An 18,696-nucleotide genomic window follows, 5' to 3' on the forward strand; every position below is an offset into this window, starting at 1 on the left:
GGCGGTGGCCAGAGGCCGAGCGACGCGGCGTACTTGATTCCGCGTCGCCAGGGGCGACAGATGACGCTAGTCCGTTGCCTTTAGTGTCGCCCGTTCTACGGTGCGTTCGGTGGGACCGCGGGAAACGGCCTCCATCGGACAGTGCACCCGGAAAATGATCCGGCATGCGCAGACGGTGAGAATGCCCAGGTGGTTGGCTTTACCGGGCCGCGAGCCACCCGCGGGCGCTGGCGGTGCGTCTGCCGGGGGTCGGGTCGCGCTGTCGCAGCGGCTCGGTCCGCTGGTGGCTGCACAGGTCGCGGAGATTCTGATCGACCTGTCCCCGGCCGGCCAGGGACAGGCGGCCGGGGGCGAGTTCTACAGCGTCGTGGCCACGGGGCTGCTCGTTGAGGTGCTGGCCGGGACGACGCGGTATGCGGTTGTGACGGCACCGCGAGTGCGGTGACACGCCACCGGTGGGTCAGGTGGTGTAGCCGCCTTTCCAGTCAGCCAGGGATCGCGGGTGCAGGCGCGTGGTCAGAAGCCTGCCCGCGAGGGGGAACCATTCGCAGTGGACGCCGTCCCACTGGTCGTGGAAGTGCTGCGGTCCCCAGTAGTCGCTAGTGTTGTGGGCGGGCTGGCCGCAGCTGGCGCACACGTAGACGGTGCCGGTGAAGTGGCCGAACTCCCGGCCCATGGTGGGCGTGCGATGCGCCGGTCCGGTCGTCGGCCAGGGGTAGAACTCCCGGATGGTGTCGAGGCCCAGGGAGAGGCTCCAGTCCATGCGCAGGAGGTTGGCGGCCATCGGGAAAGTGGGGCAGTAGACGCCGCCACCCTGCTCGGTGAAGTGGCAGGGGCCGGTTGCGCTGGGGTAGGCGGGCTGTCCGCAGGTGCCGCAGAGGTAGAGCTCCCCGGGGTGGTCGGCGATGCTCAGTCCAGCCGACGGAAGGGCCCGGCGGCGGGCGTGGGTGTACCTGCCGCGCGCGGTGGAGCGAATGTCCATCTTGCGGCGCCGGTCACGGGTCATCACGGTTCCTTGCTGGCGTGCCCACGCCCACGCCGAAGCGAGGAGTTCGAAGCTGATAGGGGCGCGATTCGGGGAACCTTGTCCGCCTGCGGGGCGTGGGTGCTGGTCCGCGGGGAGTCCGGCGGGCGCGGCCGCCTCGGGACGGGAGCCTACAGGAAGCTTTGCGTTGCGGGTGCGCGTTTTTGGGGCCGGGCTGATGCTGGAGGCATGGGGCGTCGCCCGATAGTCGTGGGACAGCCGTCGCCGACAGGCGGCAGGCGGGTCCGCATGAACGGAGAGATCCTCGGCCTGGCGTACGGGACGCGAGACGTCGAGAAGTTCTTGCGGAGGGCTGGCCTGGACGACGTCCACCTGGAGACGTCGGAACTGATCGAGTGGCGCGGGGTGGCCCCCGGGTGGGGGAGCCGGTCGGGTAAGGGGATCCGGTCTGGTGGTCGAGCGCCCCCCGTGGGGGTGATCGCGCATGGCGGCGGGCGCGAGGGCTCCGCTACGTTCTGCTCCCTTGCTACGAATGGGAGGAACGGGAGCAATGCGCAGGTTGGGACTGGCGGCAGCCGCTGTGCTCATGGCCGGGGCGCTGGTGTCGTGCGGCGGTACGGAGGACACCGCGAGCGGGGACGGCAAGAGCGACAGCACTTCCGAGAGCGCACCGGCGGCGGAGTCGTCGAAGGCGCCGGCGGCGTCCGGCGACGTCAAGATCACCAAGGCGGGGGTGGAGGACCACCAGGTGTGGGGAGACGGCGCGTACGTCGTCCACTACGAGATCACCAACACCGGTGCCGACGCAGCGAACTATTTTGCGGAGATCCGCCTGGTGGACAAGGACGGCGATCACCTCGGGCAGACCGGGGTAACGGCGGACCGGTTGGGGCCGGGCAAGTCCAGCACTGGCGACATCGGCGTCCTGGAGGCGGAGATCCAGAACGGGAAGCTGAGTGACATCGTGGCGGCGAAGGTCGGGACGGTGGATCGTACGAAGCCTGAGTGATCTCGCGGTGCGGTGAGCGCAGGACCCCGGTCGCCGTGGTGGTGACCGGGGCCCTGCGCGTTCAAGGTCAGATGCGGCCAGCCCCGGAAGGCCGGCGGCCACGGCGATGCACCCTCGTGGAGGGCCTGGCCCAGCGGGGCAGCGGCGCTGGGGGCGCGCTGGAGCAGTATGCCCTTGCCGAGCTTGTGGGCGGCGCGGACGAGGGCGGGGCGCCCGGTGGGCCCTCTCTCCGACCGGGACGACCACGGAGTCTGCCTGGATTCGCATGCCGACCGCCGCTGGGCCGGGCGGTCATCCACCACGTGAGTACGGCATCCAATACCGTGCCGCACAACGTGCTCGCCGCGGCTTTGATCAGTTCTGGTTCCACGGATCGAAGCATCATTCCAAGATGGTCTCTGTCACCGGGCTGTTGCCTTTCGCGGCAGAACATGAAACGTCCCGTGGTATCAGGGCCGTGCCAGCCCCCGACACACGACTGCTCGGGGCCGGACGCCCCGGGCAGTCTCCGCCACAGCCGGTGGCAGGTGGCCTGTCAGATCTCCTTGAACGTCCCGTTTATGCCGAGTTCTTCAAGGCGCTGCTGGATTTCCTCTGCCGCGTCAGCCTGCATCACCAACTGGAGGGTGCCCTGCAGGTAACTGATCTGCCTTTCGTCCAGGGTCATGTAGAACGCCCGGAAGAGCGCGGCGAAGCCGTCGGCGCTGTCAGCGTTGGCCAGAAGATTCTTGGTGAAGGAGAAGGCAACCTGCCGCTCCTTGACGGGTGCCGGCTTCGGTGATCTATTCGGCTCCTCGCCGCCAGCCGGCTGCGGAGGGGTCTCGGCCGCATCACCCACCAGCTCCCCGGACGCGAGCGACGAGGCACCACCCGCGGTGTCGCCGACACCGCCTGCGCACGGGCCTTCGTGGGCCGACTGGTCGCACGTGGAGCATGCCTTGGTCTGCGGTTTGGCGAGGCGCAGGCCCGTGCTCGCGAGGTTGACCTGGCTGGGAGCCGTGACTGCCACCTCGGTTCCCGTTCCGTCGACGATGCTCAGCAGCCCTTGGCCTACGGCGTCGAAGATCGCCTGCTGAAGATCGCGGTCGCCGCCGTACAGCAGCGGCAGCCGGGGAGCACTGTAGAAGGCGGCCCGGATGTCGGAGAGGGTCTTGCCGTAGTCGTTGTCGCGGAGGTTGTGCAGGAGGGCCTTGGCGCTGAACTGGCCGGTGTCGAAGACCTTGTCCCGGTCGGCGAGGCCCTTCCAGACGAGTAAGCCGTCGAGGGCCGTGATGTTGTCCTTGTCGAACGTGAGCTGGTCCAGGTACCGCTCTCGATCCGGGTCGGGCTGGGCCAGGAAGGCGACATGCTGGTAAGCCCGCTTGATCTGCCTCTCCAGCTGGGTCTTGGCCTCGCTGAGCTCCTTCGCCCCGATGGTCTTGAGCTCGTCGTCGTTCTGGATCTCGGGTGCCTGCAGAGCCTTTTGCCTGGCCAGGTACTCCACCGCCAGGTTGCGTGCCAGGGCTCGCTGCTGCGTGTTCACTACGGCGTAGACCGCGCTGCTGGCCCATTGGACGGGAAGTTGCTGAGAACCTTGCCCGAGTCCCATGGCGACGTTGAGCGCCTCGAGGGTCGGCTTCTCCATGCCGTTGCGCAGACTGAACTGCGCGGGGTCGAGCACGATGAGCCGGATGGTGTGGGCGGTGTCCAGCCCGGCCGTGGCGAGGACGTCGGCGGCGCTGCGCTGGAGGTCCGCCGAGACGTATTTCACCTCACGGAACGGTCCGCTGCTGGTCAGCCTCTTCGCGAAGTCGAAGAGGACCTGGTCGCGCTCCGTGTCGGTGATGGTCCGCCGGATGTTTTTGACCAGCATGCGGTGGGTGAGCCGGGTGGACAGGAAGTAGCGGGCCGGCTTGTTGTTGCCCTGTCCAGGCGTGATGTCGAGTGCGCTCATCCCTCGGTTCGGGTTGACCAGCTCGTCCACCACGCCGTCGGCGTCAGTGATCGTGTAGGTAGTCTCCGGGACGCTGGTGGCCGCCTTGACCTCGGGAGCACTGGCCCCGCGGCCTCGCCCCGGCCGCAGGGTGCCGACGACGCTGGCCAGGAGGATGAAGGTGGCCGCTCGTTCGGCCGCGCGGGGGTTGTGCGAGGACCAGGTGCTCGACGGGCGATCGAGGTCCTGGCGGCGCGCGGCCCCGGACGAGGCGTCGTGGTTGACGACTTCGATCTCGGCCAGGCTTCGGTAATTGGCGATGGTCCGGTCGTCCTCCACCAGACCGCTGCCCAGGAGCGCCTCTCGGACGGTGTTGTCCGACAGCGGCAGGTCTCCGGGGCCTATGAGGGCTGGCACCCACTCGCCGGCCTTGCCGCGTTGCTGGAGAGCGTAGACCGTGGCAGCGAAGATGCGGATCGTGGACCGTACCCGCTGGAATCCGGTGATCTTGCCCCATTCATCCTGCGCCAGCTTGATGAGCATAGGGTGAAACGGGTAGCACGTCGCCATCTCCGTGCGCCAGTTGCGACGCCAGTTGGCATTGATCGGGTCCCAGACCTGCTTCGCCCAAGACTTGTCCGTCAGCACTTTCTCGTGCAGTGCGGCAGTCGCAGCAAGGACCTCCCCGGCGGGCTCGGCGTCGAACAACCGCCGGCGGAGGATGTCGGCGAAGTCGCCCACGCCGGTCACAGTGGTCGGCAGGCCGTTGCGGTCGAGCTGGCTGTTCAAGTCATCACGGCGACCCTGCGCAGCGGCGGACAGTGAGGTCTTGTCGACGTCGGGGGCGATCATCACGACCAGCATCGCGACGTGAGGGACATCGTTGACGACATCGAGCACTGCCCGCAGGAACGCCATGTCCTGCGCCGCCAGGTCGGTCTTGTTCGCGCCGTCCAGTCCGTTGCCGATGTAATCGAGCACTTCATCGACGATGATCAGCACGGGTCGGTTCACCGCACTGATGGCCTCAGCGATCTTGTGCTTGTCGCTCCAGAAAGGCCGATAGCGTGCGTAGAGGGTGTAGTCCTTGGAGAACAGGCGCCACAGGAAACGCTCGTAGAGGGTGACGGCGGGGCCGTCGAGCTCCTGCACGCCGGCGCCCGGGGTCATGTTGTCGCAGGGCAGTACGACGACGTGCGGACGCCCGAGGTCGTCGGTCAGCGGGTGCCCGATCCTGGCCTGTGCCCGCTCAGCGACCTTTTGGCCGAGTTCGGTACCCAGCAGTGCCGCTGGATTGGCGGCCAGGTGGTAGGCGCCTATGCAAGCGTGCGACTTGCCGCCGCCCATGCCCTGGGCAAGTCGGGTTACCGCTCGGGCCTTCAAGTAGTCGTCACCGCCACCGATACGCACCGCGACCTCGGTGAGCAGGTCGACGAGCAGTTCGGTCGGGTGCGTGATGTCCCCGTAGTAGCCCGCGTCGGCGTAGGGCGGGCGATCGGCTCCGGTCGCGTGAACGGCCCGGAACAGCGACATCTGTACGTCGTCGATCTGCCCAGAGGCGTTGAGGATTTCTTGGCGGAGCTTGAGTGCCTTCCACCAAGGCGTCACGCTGGTCGTCACTGCTGCTCTCCTGGGCTGGTGGAATCAAGGGGCGTGGGGATGCTGCGGAGCCTCATCGCGAAGGCCTCAACTGGGAGTCTTCGATCAGTTCGAGCTGCGGATTCTCGTAAGGGTTCGCAGCGACGGCGGCCTCGGCGGCCCCGATGACGCCCGGTCGGTTGCGCAGCACTCGGGTGAAACGGACGGAATCCGGGTCGTTGTCGGGCAGCCGGTCCGCGAGGAACTGGATGGCTGACCAAAGGAAGGTGTCGTCGGCCGTGTGTTCCGCGGCCGCGAGCACCTCACCCATGGCCTGCAGGCCCTCCTCCGAGGCGGCTGCAAGCGCGAGGGCGATATCGATGACGGCCGATTCTCCGCTGATCTTGCACTTGAAGTCGCGGGAGGCGATAAACCGGACACCGCCGTCCGCGTCGGGCACCAGATCACGAATCGCAGCCAACTCGAGCGTGGCTGCCAGAGCCTGCCAGCGTAGTTCGGACTTTGCCCGGACCTGTCGGTTGTAGAGCGTGATCCACCACAACGCGAAACGGGTGCGCGCGTCGAAGGTCTCCAGCGGCTGGTGGTCGATCTCGACCGCCATCGCCTCCTGGACGGCAGCTCGCGCGAGCGGAAGAAACGTGTAGATGTCGACCGACTCGCCCTTGGCATCGAGGATTTCGCTGTAACGGCCGACAACTTCCATCGCCGGTCCGGCAGCCGCCATGAGCATGTCGGCCGGGGCCAAGCCCCACCGCTCCCAGTCCGGATAGCGCTGCTTGATCTCAGCTTTGATCTCGGCCTCGACTGCCCCCTTTCGGCCGGGCGGCCGGCCGGTGGGTGCGGGGCGGCATGCCATCGTCAGGGTCGTCTCGATGTTGGCCTTGCCCTGTTGGCCACCGGACTCGGTGTTAGCTGGCCAGGAACCGGTCATTACCAGCCCAGCTCGCTCGATCGAGTGGAGCAGCCGCTGCCACACTTCGGGTTCCCCGTGGCCGAAGACGATGGTGACGACGCCATCGTCCCGGACTACCTGCCGCATCTGCGTGAAGGCCTCGGTGATGAGGGTGTCGTAGTGCTCGCGCGTGCGGTGCTCGTCTGGGGCTTCACCGCGTACCCGCTTCACAATGATTTCTTGGCTCTTGTCCTGACAACCGTGAGGATCGGTTGTGACTACGAGTTCCGGCCAAGTGCCGTGGAGGCATCGCTTGACCCATGCGTAGAAGAGATCCGAAGCGTCCGCGTACGCGATCATCTGGTCGTACGGTGGGTCAGTAACGACTGCGGCGAACGTGCGGGGCGGGAAGGCCAGGGTTGTGGCGCTTCCCCGTTGCACTGAAGCTGGCTTGCCGCGAAGATCGGAGAACAGGTTGCGGCAGGCGGCCAGGACGTTGTCTGCGATCGACTTCCAGGTTCCCGGGCCATGGCCGATGCCTGCCTCGAAGAAGTCGTGGGAGAAGGTGATCGACCCTTCGTTGACGAATAGATCCCCAACCTGCGCGCCGCCCTTGCTCTGGAACCGGGCACCGCGGGTGGAGCGCCGCAGTTTCTTCACCACGACCGCGGTCGCGTACCCGGTCAGTGCCCGCACGTACTCCGCGGACAGCCCGCCGGCGGCCAATTCCTCGCCGACCTCATTGATGACGCGGGCAAGCCGCACGTACGACAGGGTCTGGCGGTCGACCATCAAGTCGCCGTACGTCTTGGCCCCGTAGATGCTTGGACCGATAATGTTGTTATTGCCTGGCGCGATGCCTTCATCCGGAACTGCTGGCAGAAACGGGCTGAACGCGGCCTCTGCGACCAACGCTCGTGCGGCTTCTGCGGCAGCCTCGCGCTCTGCATCTGTAGGCCTGCGGAAGGTCTTCTGGCCCTTAGGGCCGATGTCTGCAGCGAGGACCAATGCGTCCAGGCCGTGCCCCTCCTGCATTTGTCGACGGTGCACGGCAAGTGGGTGAACGTGGTTGCAGAACACGCAGATCGCACTCTTTCCCGCGATCTTCTTGCCGGCTGCAACAGTGTTGGTCAACGACGGCGTTCGGGTGGCCTTCCCTGGCGTCACGACGGCTTCCCACTTGCCAGAGGCCCTGTCCGCCTCGATGTGGAACGACATAGCCTCTCTGTCCCCACGGGCTGGCATCAGCTCGTAGGAACCGATGAGCGGAAACCGGTGGTGGCATTCCTGGCAAGGGATGGTTACGGACCACAGGTACCCCCAGGGGAGGGAACCCTTGTGCCGGGGATAGAAATCGCTCATCGCTTCAGCGTGGCGAGTCTGTATCTCCGCAAAGAGTGACTCGATGTCGCCCAGCAGTCGGTCGGTTCGAGACATCAACAGATGATCTCGGCTGTTCCCGAAGGGGAGCTCGGGCTCCTCGCTCCAGTCCCTGAACGCCGCGGACGTGAGCAGGTTGCTGGCGAGTACGGCTACCGGGCTGTAGTCGACGGCGAAGGCGCGGACGCCCAGGCGGGCCGCCTCCAATGGAATCATGCCGCGTCCCGAGAACGGGTCCAGCGTGGTCGCTTCATCAGGATTGGCCTTGGTGATCTCGGTCTGAAGTTCACCCCAGGCTGCGTAGCGCCCCTTCATGGCCTCGCGGACAAGGTTCTGCAGTCGCGTCCGCTCTTCGGGGTCGTCTGGCCACGGCAGGAGCGAGCATATTGTGGCGGCCTTCGCCTGTGCGGTGGGTCGCTTGGCAAACCACATGAACAGGGAGATCTCGCTGTTGCCAGAGCCCCATCCCTTGTCGCTGTTGGCCGACACCTCCGCGCTGGGAAACCATCGTTCGATCATTCGGGTCATGCGTTGCTCCCGGGGGCGTTCTTGAGGCTGCTGCCGGGAACGCGGAACACCGCGTTCCCGGTCATGACGTTCGCGAAGAGGGTGGCGGGGTCTTGGTAGGCGCCGAAGAAGCGGCCTTTGCCGTCGGCGCAGTGGTCGATGACGTAGAGCCAGTACTCCTTGCGGTGCTGGGTCGCGATGAGGACTTCGTTGCCGGTCATGCGGATGCCGTCGCTCGCCGCGCTGCCGAGCACGCCCTTGACCTCGACATGGCGGACCTGGCTGTTGCGGCGGGCCTCCAGGTCGTATCCGCGGCCCTCTGTGTGAGTGTCGGCCACTGTCCAGCTGTCGTCCTCGAGAAGCTGCTGGACGTGTCGCATGGAGACCAGTTCGGCATCGATCTCGGCCTGTACGCGGGTGTCCGCCGTGGCCAGAACGCGGATCCGACCTATCTGCTTCGGTTCGGTCAGATGCACGTCCGCGAGCCGCTGCAGTTCCTGGAGCCGCTGGGCGGTCTGGGCCTGAAGCCGACGCCGCAGCTCAAGGCGGGCAGCTCGGTCCTCAATCCGGTCCGTCAGACTCAGGGGCAGGTTGTTCAGGTCGCGGCGGGCCTGGGCGAACCAGTCGGCGCGCACCTTCCGGTGCTCTGCGACGGTCGCGGCGGCAACATCGCGGGCCGCTGTGAGCGCGTGGCCCTCCCGGGCAGGGTGTGGTTCACCGCCGTACTGTTCGGCGGGGACAAGATTGGCCAGGGACTCCCACCGGACCGGCCGTGCGTTGCCGCTGTCGTCCACCTTGATCAGGGTGGCCCACACGCTGGCGCGGTTGCCGTTGCTCTCCGTCATCGTCGCCTCGTACGCGTACAGGTCGTACGGCGTAAGGCTGGTGGGATCGGCTGAGGCACCGGACTGATACAGGTCTTCGGCCAGGGCATGCTCAGCCATGTGGATCAGGTCGCTGAAGCCGGGCTCGCCAGGGCCGAGGGTAACGGTGCCTCCGACGTCGATGCTCTCGGACGCGTTGCGTACGGCGTCGCCGCTGGTCGCGACGTGAACTTCGTGCTGTCCGCCCAGGGTGACAGGAAAACTTGTATTGCCGTTCACAGTGAGCCGCCGGAACCCGGGGCCGGCCGCAGTCGGTGCGGACTCCAGCACGTCGGCGGCTGCGAGCCGGTCGAGGTATGCCTCAACGATGGCAGGGTTGATGCGTGCGAACAGGTCACGCTGGAGCAGCGTCAGTGCGGCGACCGCGTCCACCTGGCTGGCAAGGCGGCGCTCGTTGTCCCGTACCTTCCGGGCCGCCCGGGTGAGTTCCTGGGCCTGGACTGCCTGGGCTGCGTCGATGGCCTGCTGCTTCTTCACCTCGTCATTGCCGTAGAGGTCCGACAGCCACTTGTCGTAGTCGACGCCCGTGATCTCTGCGACGGCCGACAGGCTGTCGAACATCTGGCCGCGCAGCTCGTTCGCGGCCGTAACGAAGTTGTCCAGGAGACGGAGCAGGGTCGCGCCCTCCCGGGTGTCCGCGGCGACCAGGTTGTACAGGTAGACATCACGCTGCTGACCGACGCGGTGAATGCGTCCCATCCGCTGTTCGAGGCGCACCAGGGACCAAGGGATGTCGTAATTCACTAGCACATGCGCGGCCTGCAGGTCGATGCCCTCGTTGCCGGCGTCCGTGGTGACGATCACCTGGAACTCGGCACGCATGAAGGACTTGCGGGTCTCGTCGCGCTCGACCTTGCTCTGGCGGCCGGAGTACAGCTCGGCGGAGTACCCCTGGGCCTGGAGCCGCCGGGCAATCCACTCAGCCGAGTCCGCGTACTCGGTGAAGATGACGGCCTGCTCACTGTTTCCCGGCAGGATGCCGTGGGCGGCCAAACAGTCGTCGGTGAGCCGCTTCCACTTCGACGGTTGCCAGCGGGGATCAGTGATCGTTGCCTCGATCTGCTGCAGGAGGCCGTTGATCGCGGTCCGCTCAGCCCTGGTCGAGGCCGAGACCGTGTGAATCACCTTCGCCTCATCGACCTCGGTCTCGTCACCGTGGTCCTCGCGATCGGCGATGAGCGCCGCCTCCGCCTCGCTCATCGCCCCCATGTGCTCGTGACGCCGCCGCAGGGTCTCGGCGAGCGCGTAGAGGCTGGAGGCTGCTCGCTTGCCGTAGACCATGCGGGCAAGCGGCTGCGCCACCGGAGGGAAGAACCGGTCGACCATGTCGAGCGCAGCCTGATAGAAGCCGTACTCGGTCTGCGACAGCGGGACACGGTGGTTGTGCGCGGTGCGCCCCTTGAACAACCGGGTCGTGCCGTCGTAGTCGACCAGGTCCTCCTTCATCCGCCGCAGGAAGTGGATGGGCCCGGGACGCAGTGCATTGAGCTCGACGTTGGGGTCGCTGCCCGGATCCGGGTAGATCTCGGGGTCGACTAAGTGGAGCAGGTGTCGGAATAGCCACTCCTTGCCCCGGTGCGGTGTTGCCGTCATTAGCAGTGCCCGCGGGGTGTTCTTGGCCAGAAGCCGTCCAACCTGGTGGAAGCCGGCAGCAGTCGGAGTCAGCCGGTGGGCCTCGTCGAAGACGACTAGATCCCAGCCGGCCTTGTCCGGGCGTATCGCGTCCTGCACTGCCGGGTTCACCGCTGCGAGCTCGAGAGAGACCACCCACAGGTCGTTGGAGTTCACGGCGTCCTCACGCACCGTGGCCGAGGTGAGCTGACGCAGTCCGCCGCCCAGGAGCCTCTGGAAGTCGTCCACCCACTTGGTGGCGAGGTTCGCTGGGCAGACGATGATCGCCCGCTTGATCAAGCCGAGTCGCTGCATCTCACGGAGGTACAGGCCCGCCATGATCGTCTTTCCGGTGCCCGGCTCGTCGGCCAGGAGGAAGCGCAGCAGGGGCTGCGGAAGCATCGCTCCGTAGACAGCGGTGGTCTGGTGCGCGTACGGCTTCAGCGGCGTTGCCGCCATTGCACTGGACTCGGCGTTCGTAGCCGCCGCGTTCATCCACTGGGTCCACATGGCGGCCAACACGCGGGCCGAGTTGGCCTTGCCGTCGCTGACGAGAGGCCGCACGGTCTCGGTGTCTCCAGGCGCCAGATTCACCTCGTGGCGTCGGTCGTCGTCGTCGACGAGGATGAGGTCCCATGAACTGGGCTCGTCTCCGGGCAGCGCGAAGCGGATCGTGGCGAACTCAGGCACGCCGGCGGCTCGGACTTTTACTCTCTGGCCGCGCTCGAATAAGCCTTCGGGCTGCATGCTTACGTGTCTGCCCGGAGGCTTACCGGTACCCAGCTGCCGGAAATGCTCACATGACGACTCACTGGACGTGGACAAGACATGTCCCGGCCCCCTCCCCCTCGACCACCTACGGTTCCCCAACCCGGTCGACTAACGAACCGTCAAGTTATCGCATGACCTGCGGGTTTCCAATACGAAGGTCGCGTAAGCATGTCAGGTGCAGCTCCTGTCGCTGGTGCCTTGCATAGTCCAGGGGCCTTGTCACGACCAAGTTGAGCCAGATTACGGGGAGGTGACAGGGGTCGATCATCGATCCTGGACACACCCGGCACTGGATCATGAGGATCTGAGAACGGACATCTTGTGGTCATGAAGACTCATCCGCTGCCGCAGTTCAAGGCCGACTCGGTCGCGTACCAGCACTCGGTTCCAAGTGGACCGGTTCACGAGCTGCTGCAGCATTCTGTTTGGTGCCGTCCGGCAGCATTGAGGCATGGCCTGGAACGACTTGCGGCAGCCGTCCCGCAGCAAGGCGTTTACAGTAGCCCCGCATAACGCCACCTTCCTTCGTCCGGAGCCTCGGCCCTGAGCGTTGCACACGCAGGTACTGAATCTGCTTGGTTCGGAGGAACCAAGAAGACTGTCGATGGCGATGAACGACTGCGAGGTGTACGGCGACTCTGGGAGCGCCCACGGCTGCCCACGAGTGTCCGCCGGGCTCTGCGCGAACGGCTTGCGGGGCAACGAGAAGCGAGCCAACGGCATCATGCGGACGTTGTCCATCGCTGGCATCCACCTGTGCGGACGCGTCCGCGCCACCGCCCCGGGTCCGGCAGGATCACAGGTATTGGACCTGCTCCAGAAGCTCAACTCGGTTGATGCAATGCAGCAGGGGGTCGCGGCCCTGAAGCCTGATAGAGCGTCATGTGGCCCAAGAACCACACGGACTTTACGCCGCTGCCTGGCATGTGGCCAGACATTCATATGACGCCTGCGCAGGGGGTGCAGGCCCACCTTGACCTGCAGGGAGGCACTCCGGGAGGGGTGCTGCTGCCGATCCACTGGGGCACGTTCAACCTGGCTCCGCATCCGTGGGCGGAACCCGGGGAGTGGACCAAGGACGCGGCCGAGGAGGTCAGCCAGGCGGTGGCGTTCCCGCGGCCGGGGGAGCCGTTCGAGCCGGCGGGGGAGCTGCCGGTGGAGGCGTGGTGGCGGGCGGTCTCCGGTCCGATCGCGCACCCTTGGCGGCTTCCTCGGATCGCTGAGGGGGCGACCGAGACGTTCAAGGGTGATCTCGACCTCGCCGGTGAGCGATGACGTCGGTCGGGGACGAGCTCGGCGAGGTGGCTCGGATGATGGAACGTCTCACGGTTGAGGAGCAGGACCGTGTGCTGGGAGCCTTGGACGGGACGCCCCGCGTGGAGCGTGAAGCCACTGCCCAGCGATTCATACCCTTGCCGTCCCTAGACGGCTCATCTCGGGTTGCCGTCCGAACACACATCTTGGGGCGCTGAACTAGCCAGATGGAGCCCAGGCTGGGCAGCGCTCGGCCGCACTGCTCGGAGAATGTCGGAGGCAGCGTCTTGGTGCGGCGCATGACGTGTGAAGCGCCCATATGCCCGCATCGTATGCAGCACAATGGCCTTCAGCCGGGGGACAACAGTACATCCGCGGCTTGCAGGCAGGCACACGGTGGAGCGGGGCGAGCCAAGGCGTGGAGACAGTACAGGTCGTCGGTGTACACGGAATCGGGCAGTCGAAGACCTCTGGGCATCGACTGACCGCCGACTGGAGTCGAGCGCTCCAGCGCGGCATTGACTCGCTGCCCGACATAGCAGCCTGCGCGGTGTCCCTCGTGGTGCCGCATTGGACGGCACTCCTGGCGAGGGGAACAGACCGTTTGGGTCCCGAGGACGACCTCTTCAGCCAGTCAGTGCCGATGGAGGCAGCCGAAGAGGACTTCGTTGCCGAGGCCTTCACCGACCTTGTACGGTCCGAGGACGTAGCCTTTGCCGAAACCCGGCCCCTGGCCACGTTGGGGCTTCCCAAGCTGTGGTCGCCGCGTCTGACCCGGCTGGCGATGGCCTATGACCACCGTTTCCCGGGAGGCGGCGTGCAGTTCCTCGTCCGGCGCTTGCGGGAGGTGCGCTACTACCTCACCAGGCCAGCCCTGGCCGCCGAGGTACGGGCGTTCGTTCGGGACGGATTCACGCTGGATACTGCCGTGGTCATCGGTCATTCGCTCGGCAGTGTCATCGCCTACGATCTGCTCCGCCGCAAGGAGCTCGGTGCTGCGGGCATGCCCGGCTCTGACCTGCACACGCTGGTGACCTGTGGCTCGCCGCTGGGCATACCCGCCGTGCGGCGGCTCATGGGACTCACCGATGGCGCACCCCTCCAGCTCGACTCGCGCATCAGGTGGGTCAACGTCTTTGACCCCGACGACTTCATCACCGGGGGCGCGAGCCTGTCCGCCGTCGCGCGGGAACTCACCGAAGCTCCGGTGAACAATGGCACTGGCGATCCGCATAGTGCCCTGCGCTATCTCCGCAGCGTGCCCGTGGCTCGCGCCGTGGTGGGCGGCCGACCGTGACACGCGCGCCAGCCCCGGATACCTTCGCCCGCCGCCTCGTTGTCATCGCGGTCTCGGAGTACGACGACGGATCTGCAGCCGAGCAGGAGGCGTTCGGAAAGGCGATCACCGCGCAGGTGACGGCGGTGAAGGACTGGTGGGCACATCCCTCTCTCGATGACGAGCGCCGTTTCGAGCCTTCCGAGGCCAAGCAGCTTCACGACTTGCGCGACCTGCGCACCTTCCTCCTGGAGGAGGACCTAGGGAACGCGGATGACGACGAAGCCCTTGTCGTCTATATCACCGGGCACGGGCTGGCTCCGACGAACTCTCCTCAGCACTTCTTGCAACTGCGGGACACGTACGTGGACAGGCCGTACGCGACCGCGTTCCCGACTGCTGAGATCATCACCACCGTGCTTGACTCCCATGCCACGCACGTTTTGGTGATAGTGGACTCCTGCTTTTCGGGTCGGCTTGAGGCTGAGCTCAAGACCACGCTGAGGGGTCTGCGGCAGGAGCGCCGCGCCCTTGCCTCGCTGGTGGTCCTCGTCGCAGGGAATGAGCAGAGCACGCCCAGCCTGAATGCCTTCGCCAACGTCCTGCGGGCAGTGCGGGCACACTGCAAGGACAAGACCAATGGCTTCGCCGAGTCGCACCTAAGTTGGCAAGAATGGAAGAGCATCGTTATAGAGGTGTTCGAGGAGAGCACCATGACCGACCTCGTGTACGCCTGGCCCACGCCCTCGGCCTCTACAGAGAGGGCGCAAGCACAGCTGAGCCCCTGCCTGCCCAACCCCGGCCAGACAGGGAACGAACCAGTCTTGAAGGCTTCCGCCCACCAGGTCGGGTGGACACGCGCCCAGCTCGACACATTCTGGCTCTCCCGCGCCGCAGGTACCTCCGAACCGGACAATCCGGGCTGGTATTTCACCGGCCGTACCGAGCTCGTCAAGCGCATCCTCGCCTTCCTGACCGGCACAGAAGGCGTATTGATTGTCACCGGCGTGGCCGGTTCCGGGAAGTCTGCCCTCCTTGCCCGCACCGTGACCCTGAGCGACACCCGCTTCCGGGCCGACGAGATGTACCGCGCGCTGGTCACTCAGATCCCGGTAGAACTTCAGGTACCGGAAGGGGCCGTGGATGCTGCCGTCCTCGCCCGCAACACCGGCCCGGACGAGCTCGCCCAGGCGCTCTGCGAGGCCCTCGACGCCGACCTGGGGCAAGGAATCCCGTCCAGGGCCGGCGGCCCCGTGAGCGGACACCTCACTCGACTGCGGAACCTGTTGCAGAGCGAGGCGCGACACCGGGGCGAGCCGCTCACCCTGGTAATCGACGGCATCGACGAAGCCAAGAACCCAACACGCGTCATCACAGACCTGCTGCGTCCCTTGGCAGATCTCCGGATGCCGGACGAGCGCCCTGCCGTCCGGCTGCTGCTCGGCATCCGCAGTACCCGTCCCGACACCTCAGCCGCTGTTGAGGCTCCCGCCTTGCGTGCCCAGACCCCAGACCTCCTCGACCTGCTGGTCCGGGCCACTGCCACCAGTGCCCCCATCCGCACAGACGGCCCCGACACCGCGCAGGACATCGCCCCGTACGTCCACGCGCTGTTGGGAGCACCGTATGCGGGCCAGGAGGACGGGGAAGTGCCGTCGGCTCCGCCGCTCGGCCGCCACGCGAAACTGGCGGAGGCGGTGGCCCGGGAAGTGACCCCTTCATTCCTGGACGCCCGTATAGCGGCGGAACGCCTGCGCGCACGATGCATCCTGCCGGATCCGGAGGACCCCGAGTGGCTCAAGACCCTGCGTGAGGGCACCGAAGCCCTCCTGCGGGAAGACCTCCGTGACGTCGCCGATACGCACTCCACGGCCGCTGAGCAACTCATGTCCGCATTGCGCGCCACAGCGCTCGCGTACGGGGCCGGCCTGCCATGGGCCGACATCTGGCCAGCCGCCGTGGGCTGCCTTTCACCGACCTCCGTCGCCGACCCGGATGACGTCATCCGGAAAGTGTGGGATAGCCGCCTCTCCGGCTATCTCACCAACGCGGTCGAGGACGGCCGGACCGTATACCGGCCGGTGCATGAGCGGATCAGCGAGACACTCCGCTACGCACCGCGCACACTCCTTGGGGCCTCGGAAAACGGCGTGCGTGAAAGGCTCTCGGACGAGGAGATCTCGGACAGCCACCGGGCACTAGTCAGGGCATTTGAGCGGCTCATTCCCCGTGCGGGCGACCAGATCGCCCCGCACCCCTATCTGCGGCGCCACCTGGTGGCTCACGCCGCAGCCGCCAAGGTCCTCGACAGCAGCCACGTTCCAGCGCACTTCCTTCCCTGGGAGACCAGCGGCACCGTACGGGGCGCTCTCGGGCTCCCGGCCAACCCCACGCGCCGTACCCTGCACTTGGCCTCGTGGGCACGCATCGAGCCCTTCCTCGCCGATGCCCCACCCTCGGCACGCGCCGACAGCCTGGCCCTAGCTGCTCTCGGCATGGTCCGCGAATACGACGGCACCGCACTTAATACGCAGGATCCGACGGAGGGCGAAGCCACGCCGACCGCGCGCAGCGAGAACGACGTGGCACCAGCACATCGGCGTGTCGTCCCGCGGTGGAACGAGCTGCGAGTGCCTGGAAACCTGCTGGGTCGCACCCAGGCAGAGGTTTCCTCGCTCGTTTCCTTCACCCTGCCCGACGGCACTGTCCTCGTGGCGGCAGGGGACAGCGGCGGCGAGGTCCGCCTGTGGGATCCGCTCACCGGAACCGACTTCGGGCTGCCCGTACGACGCGGTCCGTATGCGCGAGCTCTGGCCGTGCTGGCCGGCCGCCGGGGAGAGCCACTGCTTGCGGTCGGCTGCGCAAAAGGGGCCTGGCTTTACGATCCGCAGAGCGGCCACGTCGACCATCTCCCAGTGTCGGCCCCCGTGTACGCGCTAGCCATATTCTCCGCGGCGGGCGGCGGCACCAGGTTGGCGCTGGGCACGGCCGAGGGCCTGGTGATCTGTGACCCCCTCGCACGCGAAGTGCTGTCCAGAACACCCCGCGCAACGATGTGGGGTGACTCCATCAAGGCCCTTGCCGCGCTGCAGCTCCCTACCGGCCAGACTCTGATCGCTCTCGGCGGAGAAGGGAGCACGGTCGAAGTACTCGATGCCGAGTCGCTCACGCTGGTCAGCGAGGTGGGGGGCCAGGGCAGGGGAGTTTCGGCTCTTGCCCTGTACGTCGGCAGTGATGGTCGTCCGCGGCTGGCCGCAGCCTCACGTTCCACGGGGCGCGTGCGCAACTACGACGCGTGGACGGGCAAGGAGAACGCTACAGCTGTCATTCGCGAGTCTGCTGTGACCATCTGCCTGTACCCTGTCGGACGCAATTCCCGCACGGAAACACTGCTCGCTCTGGGACCCAGCCGGGGCGGGAGCGTCCGCCTCTGGGATCCGGAAACCGGTTTGGCAGTGCGCGACTTCGCCGCCAACCACGACAAGAGGGTCAAGGGCCTGACCGTCCTTGATGCGGGGGAAGTGGCCCCGAGGCTGGTGTCTGGGTCCGACGATCACGCTGTCCGGGTTTGGGATCCTTCCACCCCCCTATTACAGCGAAGCAACCGCCAAGAAGAGCCGCGTGACGGGTCGATCATGGTGCCGTTCCCCGCGCGGGGAGATACGGCCCTCCTCCTAAGATCGAAGTCGCTGCGTTCTCTGAACGTCACCTCAGTCGTGACTGGGGAAGTGCGGCAGCAGATCCACTTGCCCGAAGAGGTGGCCTTCCAAGGACTGACAGCTGTCACCAGCCACCTGTGGCCCGATGGATCGGTATCCGTGATCGCGGGCACGTATGGCGGCGGCATCGTCCGTTGGGACCAAGAGAATGGATGGTTCCGCATGCCTGATCCGACCCGCACGTTTTTGTCGAGGCCAGTACACGATCTGACACCGATACGTGCGCTGACAACCTTTGGCGTGGATGGCAGGGACCAGGTGTTCGTAGTCAGCGGCACGAGTTCTGGCACCGTGTCCTTCCACGATCTGGCCACCGGAGAGCCGTGGCCCGTCGTCCGCGCCTCACATGCGATCCGCGCCCTGGTGGCCCTGCCGAGTGCGGAAGGCACGATCGTGGCCTACTCATCCGCTGCGGCCGTACGGTTCTGCCGTCCCGGGCAGCCTTCCGAGGGGCGCCTTCCTTCCCGCATCGGCATCGTAGGTTGCTTGACCACTTGGACGGCGGAGGACGGCACTGTGCTCCTCGCCACCGGCGGCTCCGACGGCATAGTTCGGTTTTGGTCTCCAGATGCACTGAGACAGGAGGCGCTTCCCGGATTGCGCGGCCATCAGGGCCCGGTGACTGCCATTACGAGCTTCCGGGCCTCGCCCACCGCCCCACCCCTCCTCGCCACGGTGGGTCAACGGGATACCACTGTGCGGGTGTGGGAGCCCCGTACGGGGGAGGAGTTGACGCGAATCGTTACTGGTGCTGCTCTGACATCGCTCTGCGCCCCGCCCGCGTGGGACGATCCAAAGCTCGCCGAGCCGGTGCTCGTCTTCGGTGGAACGGCGGGCGCTGCCGTGGTCTCGGTCCGGCTGTAAATCAAGCGCGCTGGAAATGCCCCGCGCGGCCGG

8 protein-coding genes and 1 pseudogene are annotated in these 18,696 nt (G+C 66.5%); 5 read left to right on the forward strand and 4 right to left on the reverse strand.

What is annotated here, in order from left to right; translation table 11 throughout:
* Positions 1–283 precede the first annotated feature (283 nt).
* Entirely contained in the window at positions 284–445 is a 162-nt protein-coding gene (locus ACZ7G3_RS14975) for a hypothetical protein (protein ID WP_426558670.1), read from the forward strand.
* Between the two features lie 15 nt (positions 446–460).
* Here the strand turns inward: ACZ7G3_RS14975 and ACZ7G3_RS14980 are convergent, their stop codons facing one another.
* On the reverse strand, positions 461–1,006 hold the full coding sequence (locus tag ACZ7G3_RS14980) for a hypothetical protein (RefSeq protein ID WP_426558672.1): 546 nt from the start codon (positions 1,004–1,006) through the stop codon (positions 461–463).
* A gap of 529 nt (positions 1,007–1,535) precedes the next feature.
* Here ACZ7G3_RS14980 and ACZ7G3_RS14985 point away from each other — a divergent pair.
* The gene (locus ACZ7G3_RS14985; protein WP_426558674.1) at positions 1,536–1,994 is read left to right on the forward strand and encodes a hypothetical protein; all 459 of its coding nucleotides are present in this window, start codon (positions 1,536–1,538) and stop codon (positions 1,992–1,994) included.
* Between the two features lie 535 nt (positions 1,995–2,529).
* Here ACZ7G3_RS14985 and ACZ7G3_RS14990 read toward each other — a convergent pair.
* From ACZ7G3_RS14990 to ACZ7G3_RS15000, 3 genes are read right to left on the reverse strand one after another with little or no spacing between them, the layout of a single operon-like run.
* Positions 2,530–5,526, reverse strand: coding sequence for a DUF499 domain-containing protein (locus ACZ7G3_RS14990; protein WP_426558676.1), 2,997 nt, complete (start codon positions 5,524–5,526; stop codon positions 2,530–2,532).
* A gap of 52 nt (positions 5,527–5,578) precedes the next feature.
* Positions 5,579–8,305, reverse strand: a complete 2,727-nt coding sequence (locus ACZ7G3_RS14995) for a DUF1156 domain-containing protein (RefSeq protein WP_426558678.1) — start codon at positions 8,303–8,305, stop codon at positions 5,579–5,581.
* Positions 8,302–11,526, reverse strand: a complete 3,225-nt coding sequence (locus ACZ7G3_RS15000; protein WP_470925840.1) for a helicase-related protein — start codon at positions 11,524–11,526, stop codon at positions 8,302–8,304. Before ACZ7G3_RS15000 ends, ACZ7G3_RS14995 begins: the two co-directional genes overlap by 4 nt.
* A 951-nt stretch (positions 11,527–12,477) precedes the next feature.
* Here ACZ7G3_RS15000 and ACZ7G3_RS15005 point away from each other — a divergent pair.
* The 3 genes and pseudogenes from ACZ7G3_RS15005 to ACZ7G3_RS15015 all read left to right on the forward strand — a co-directional run.
* Positions 12,478–12,825: pseudogene (locus ACZ7G3_RS15005) on the forward strand (MBL fold metallo-hydrolase); the annotation flags it as partial.
* Positions 12,826–13,222: 397 nt separating this feature from the next.
* Complete coding sequence (locus ACZ7G3_RS15010; RefSeq protein ID WP_426558050.1) at positions 13,223–14,101, forward strand: hypothetical protein; 879 nt, start codon at positions 13,223–13,225, stop codon at positions 14,099–14,101.
* Complete coding sequence (locus ACZ7G3_RS15015; protein WP_470925842.1) at positions 14,098–18,663, forward strand: AAA family ATPase; 4,566 nt, start codon at positions 14,098–14,100, stop codon at positions 18,661–18,663. The genes ACZ7G3_RS15010 and ACZ7G3_RS15015 overlap by 4 nt, the downstream gene beginning before the upstream one ends.
* The last annotated feature ends 33 nt before the right edge of the window (positions 18,664–18,696 follow it).

This window comes from Streptomyces sp. NPDC037271 (assembly GCF_055603605.1).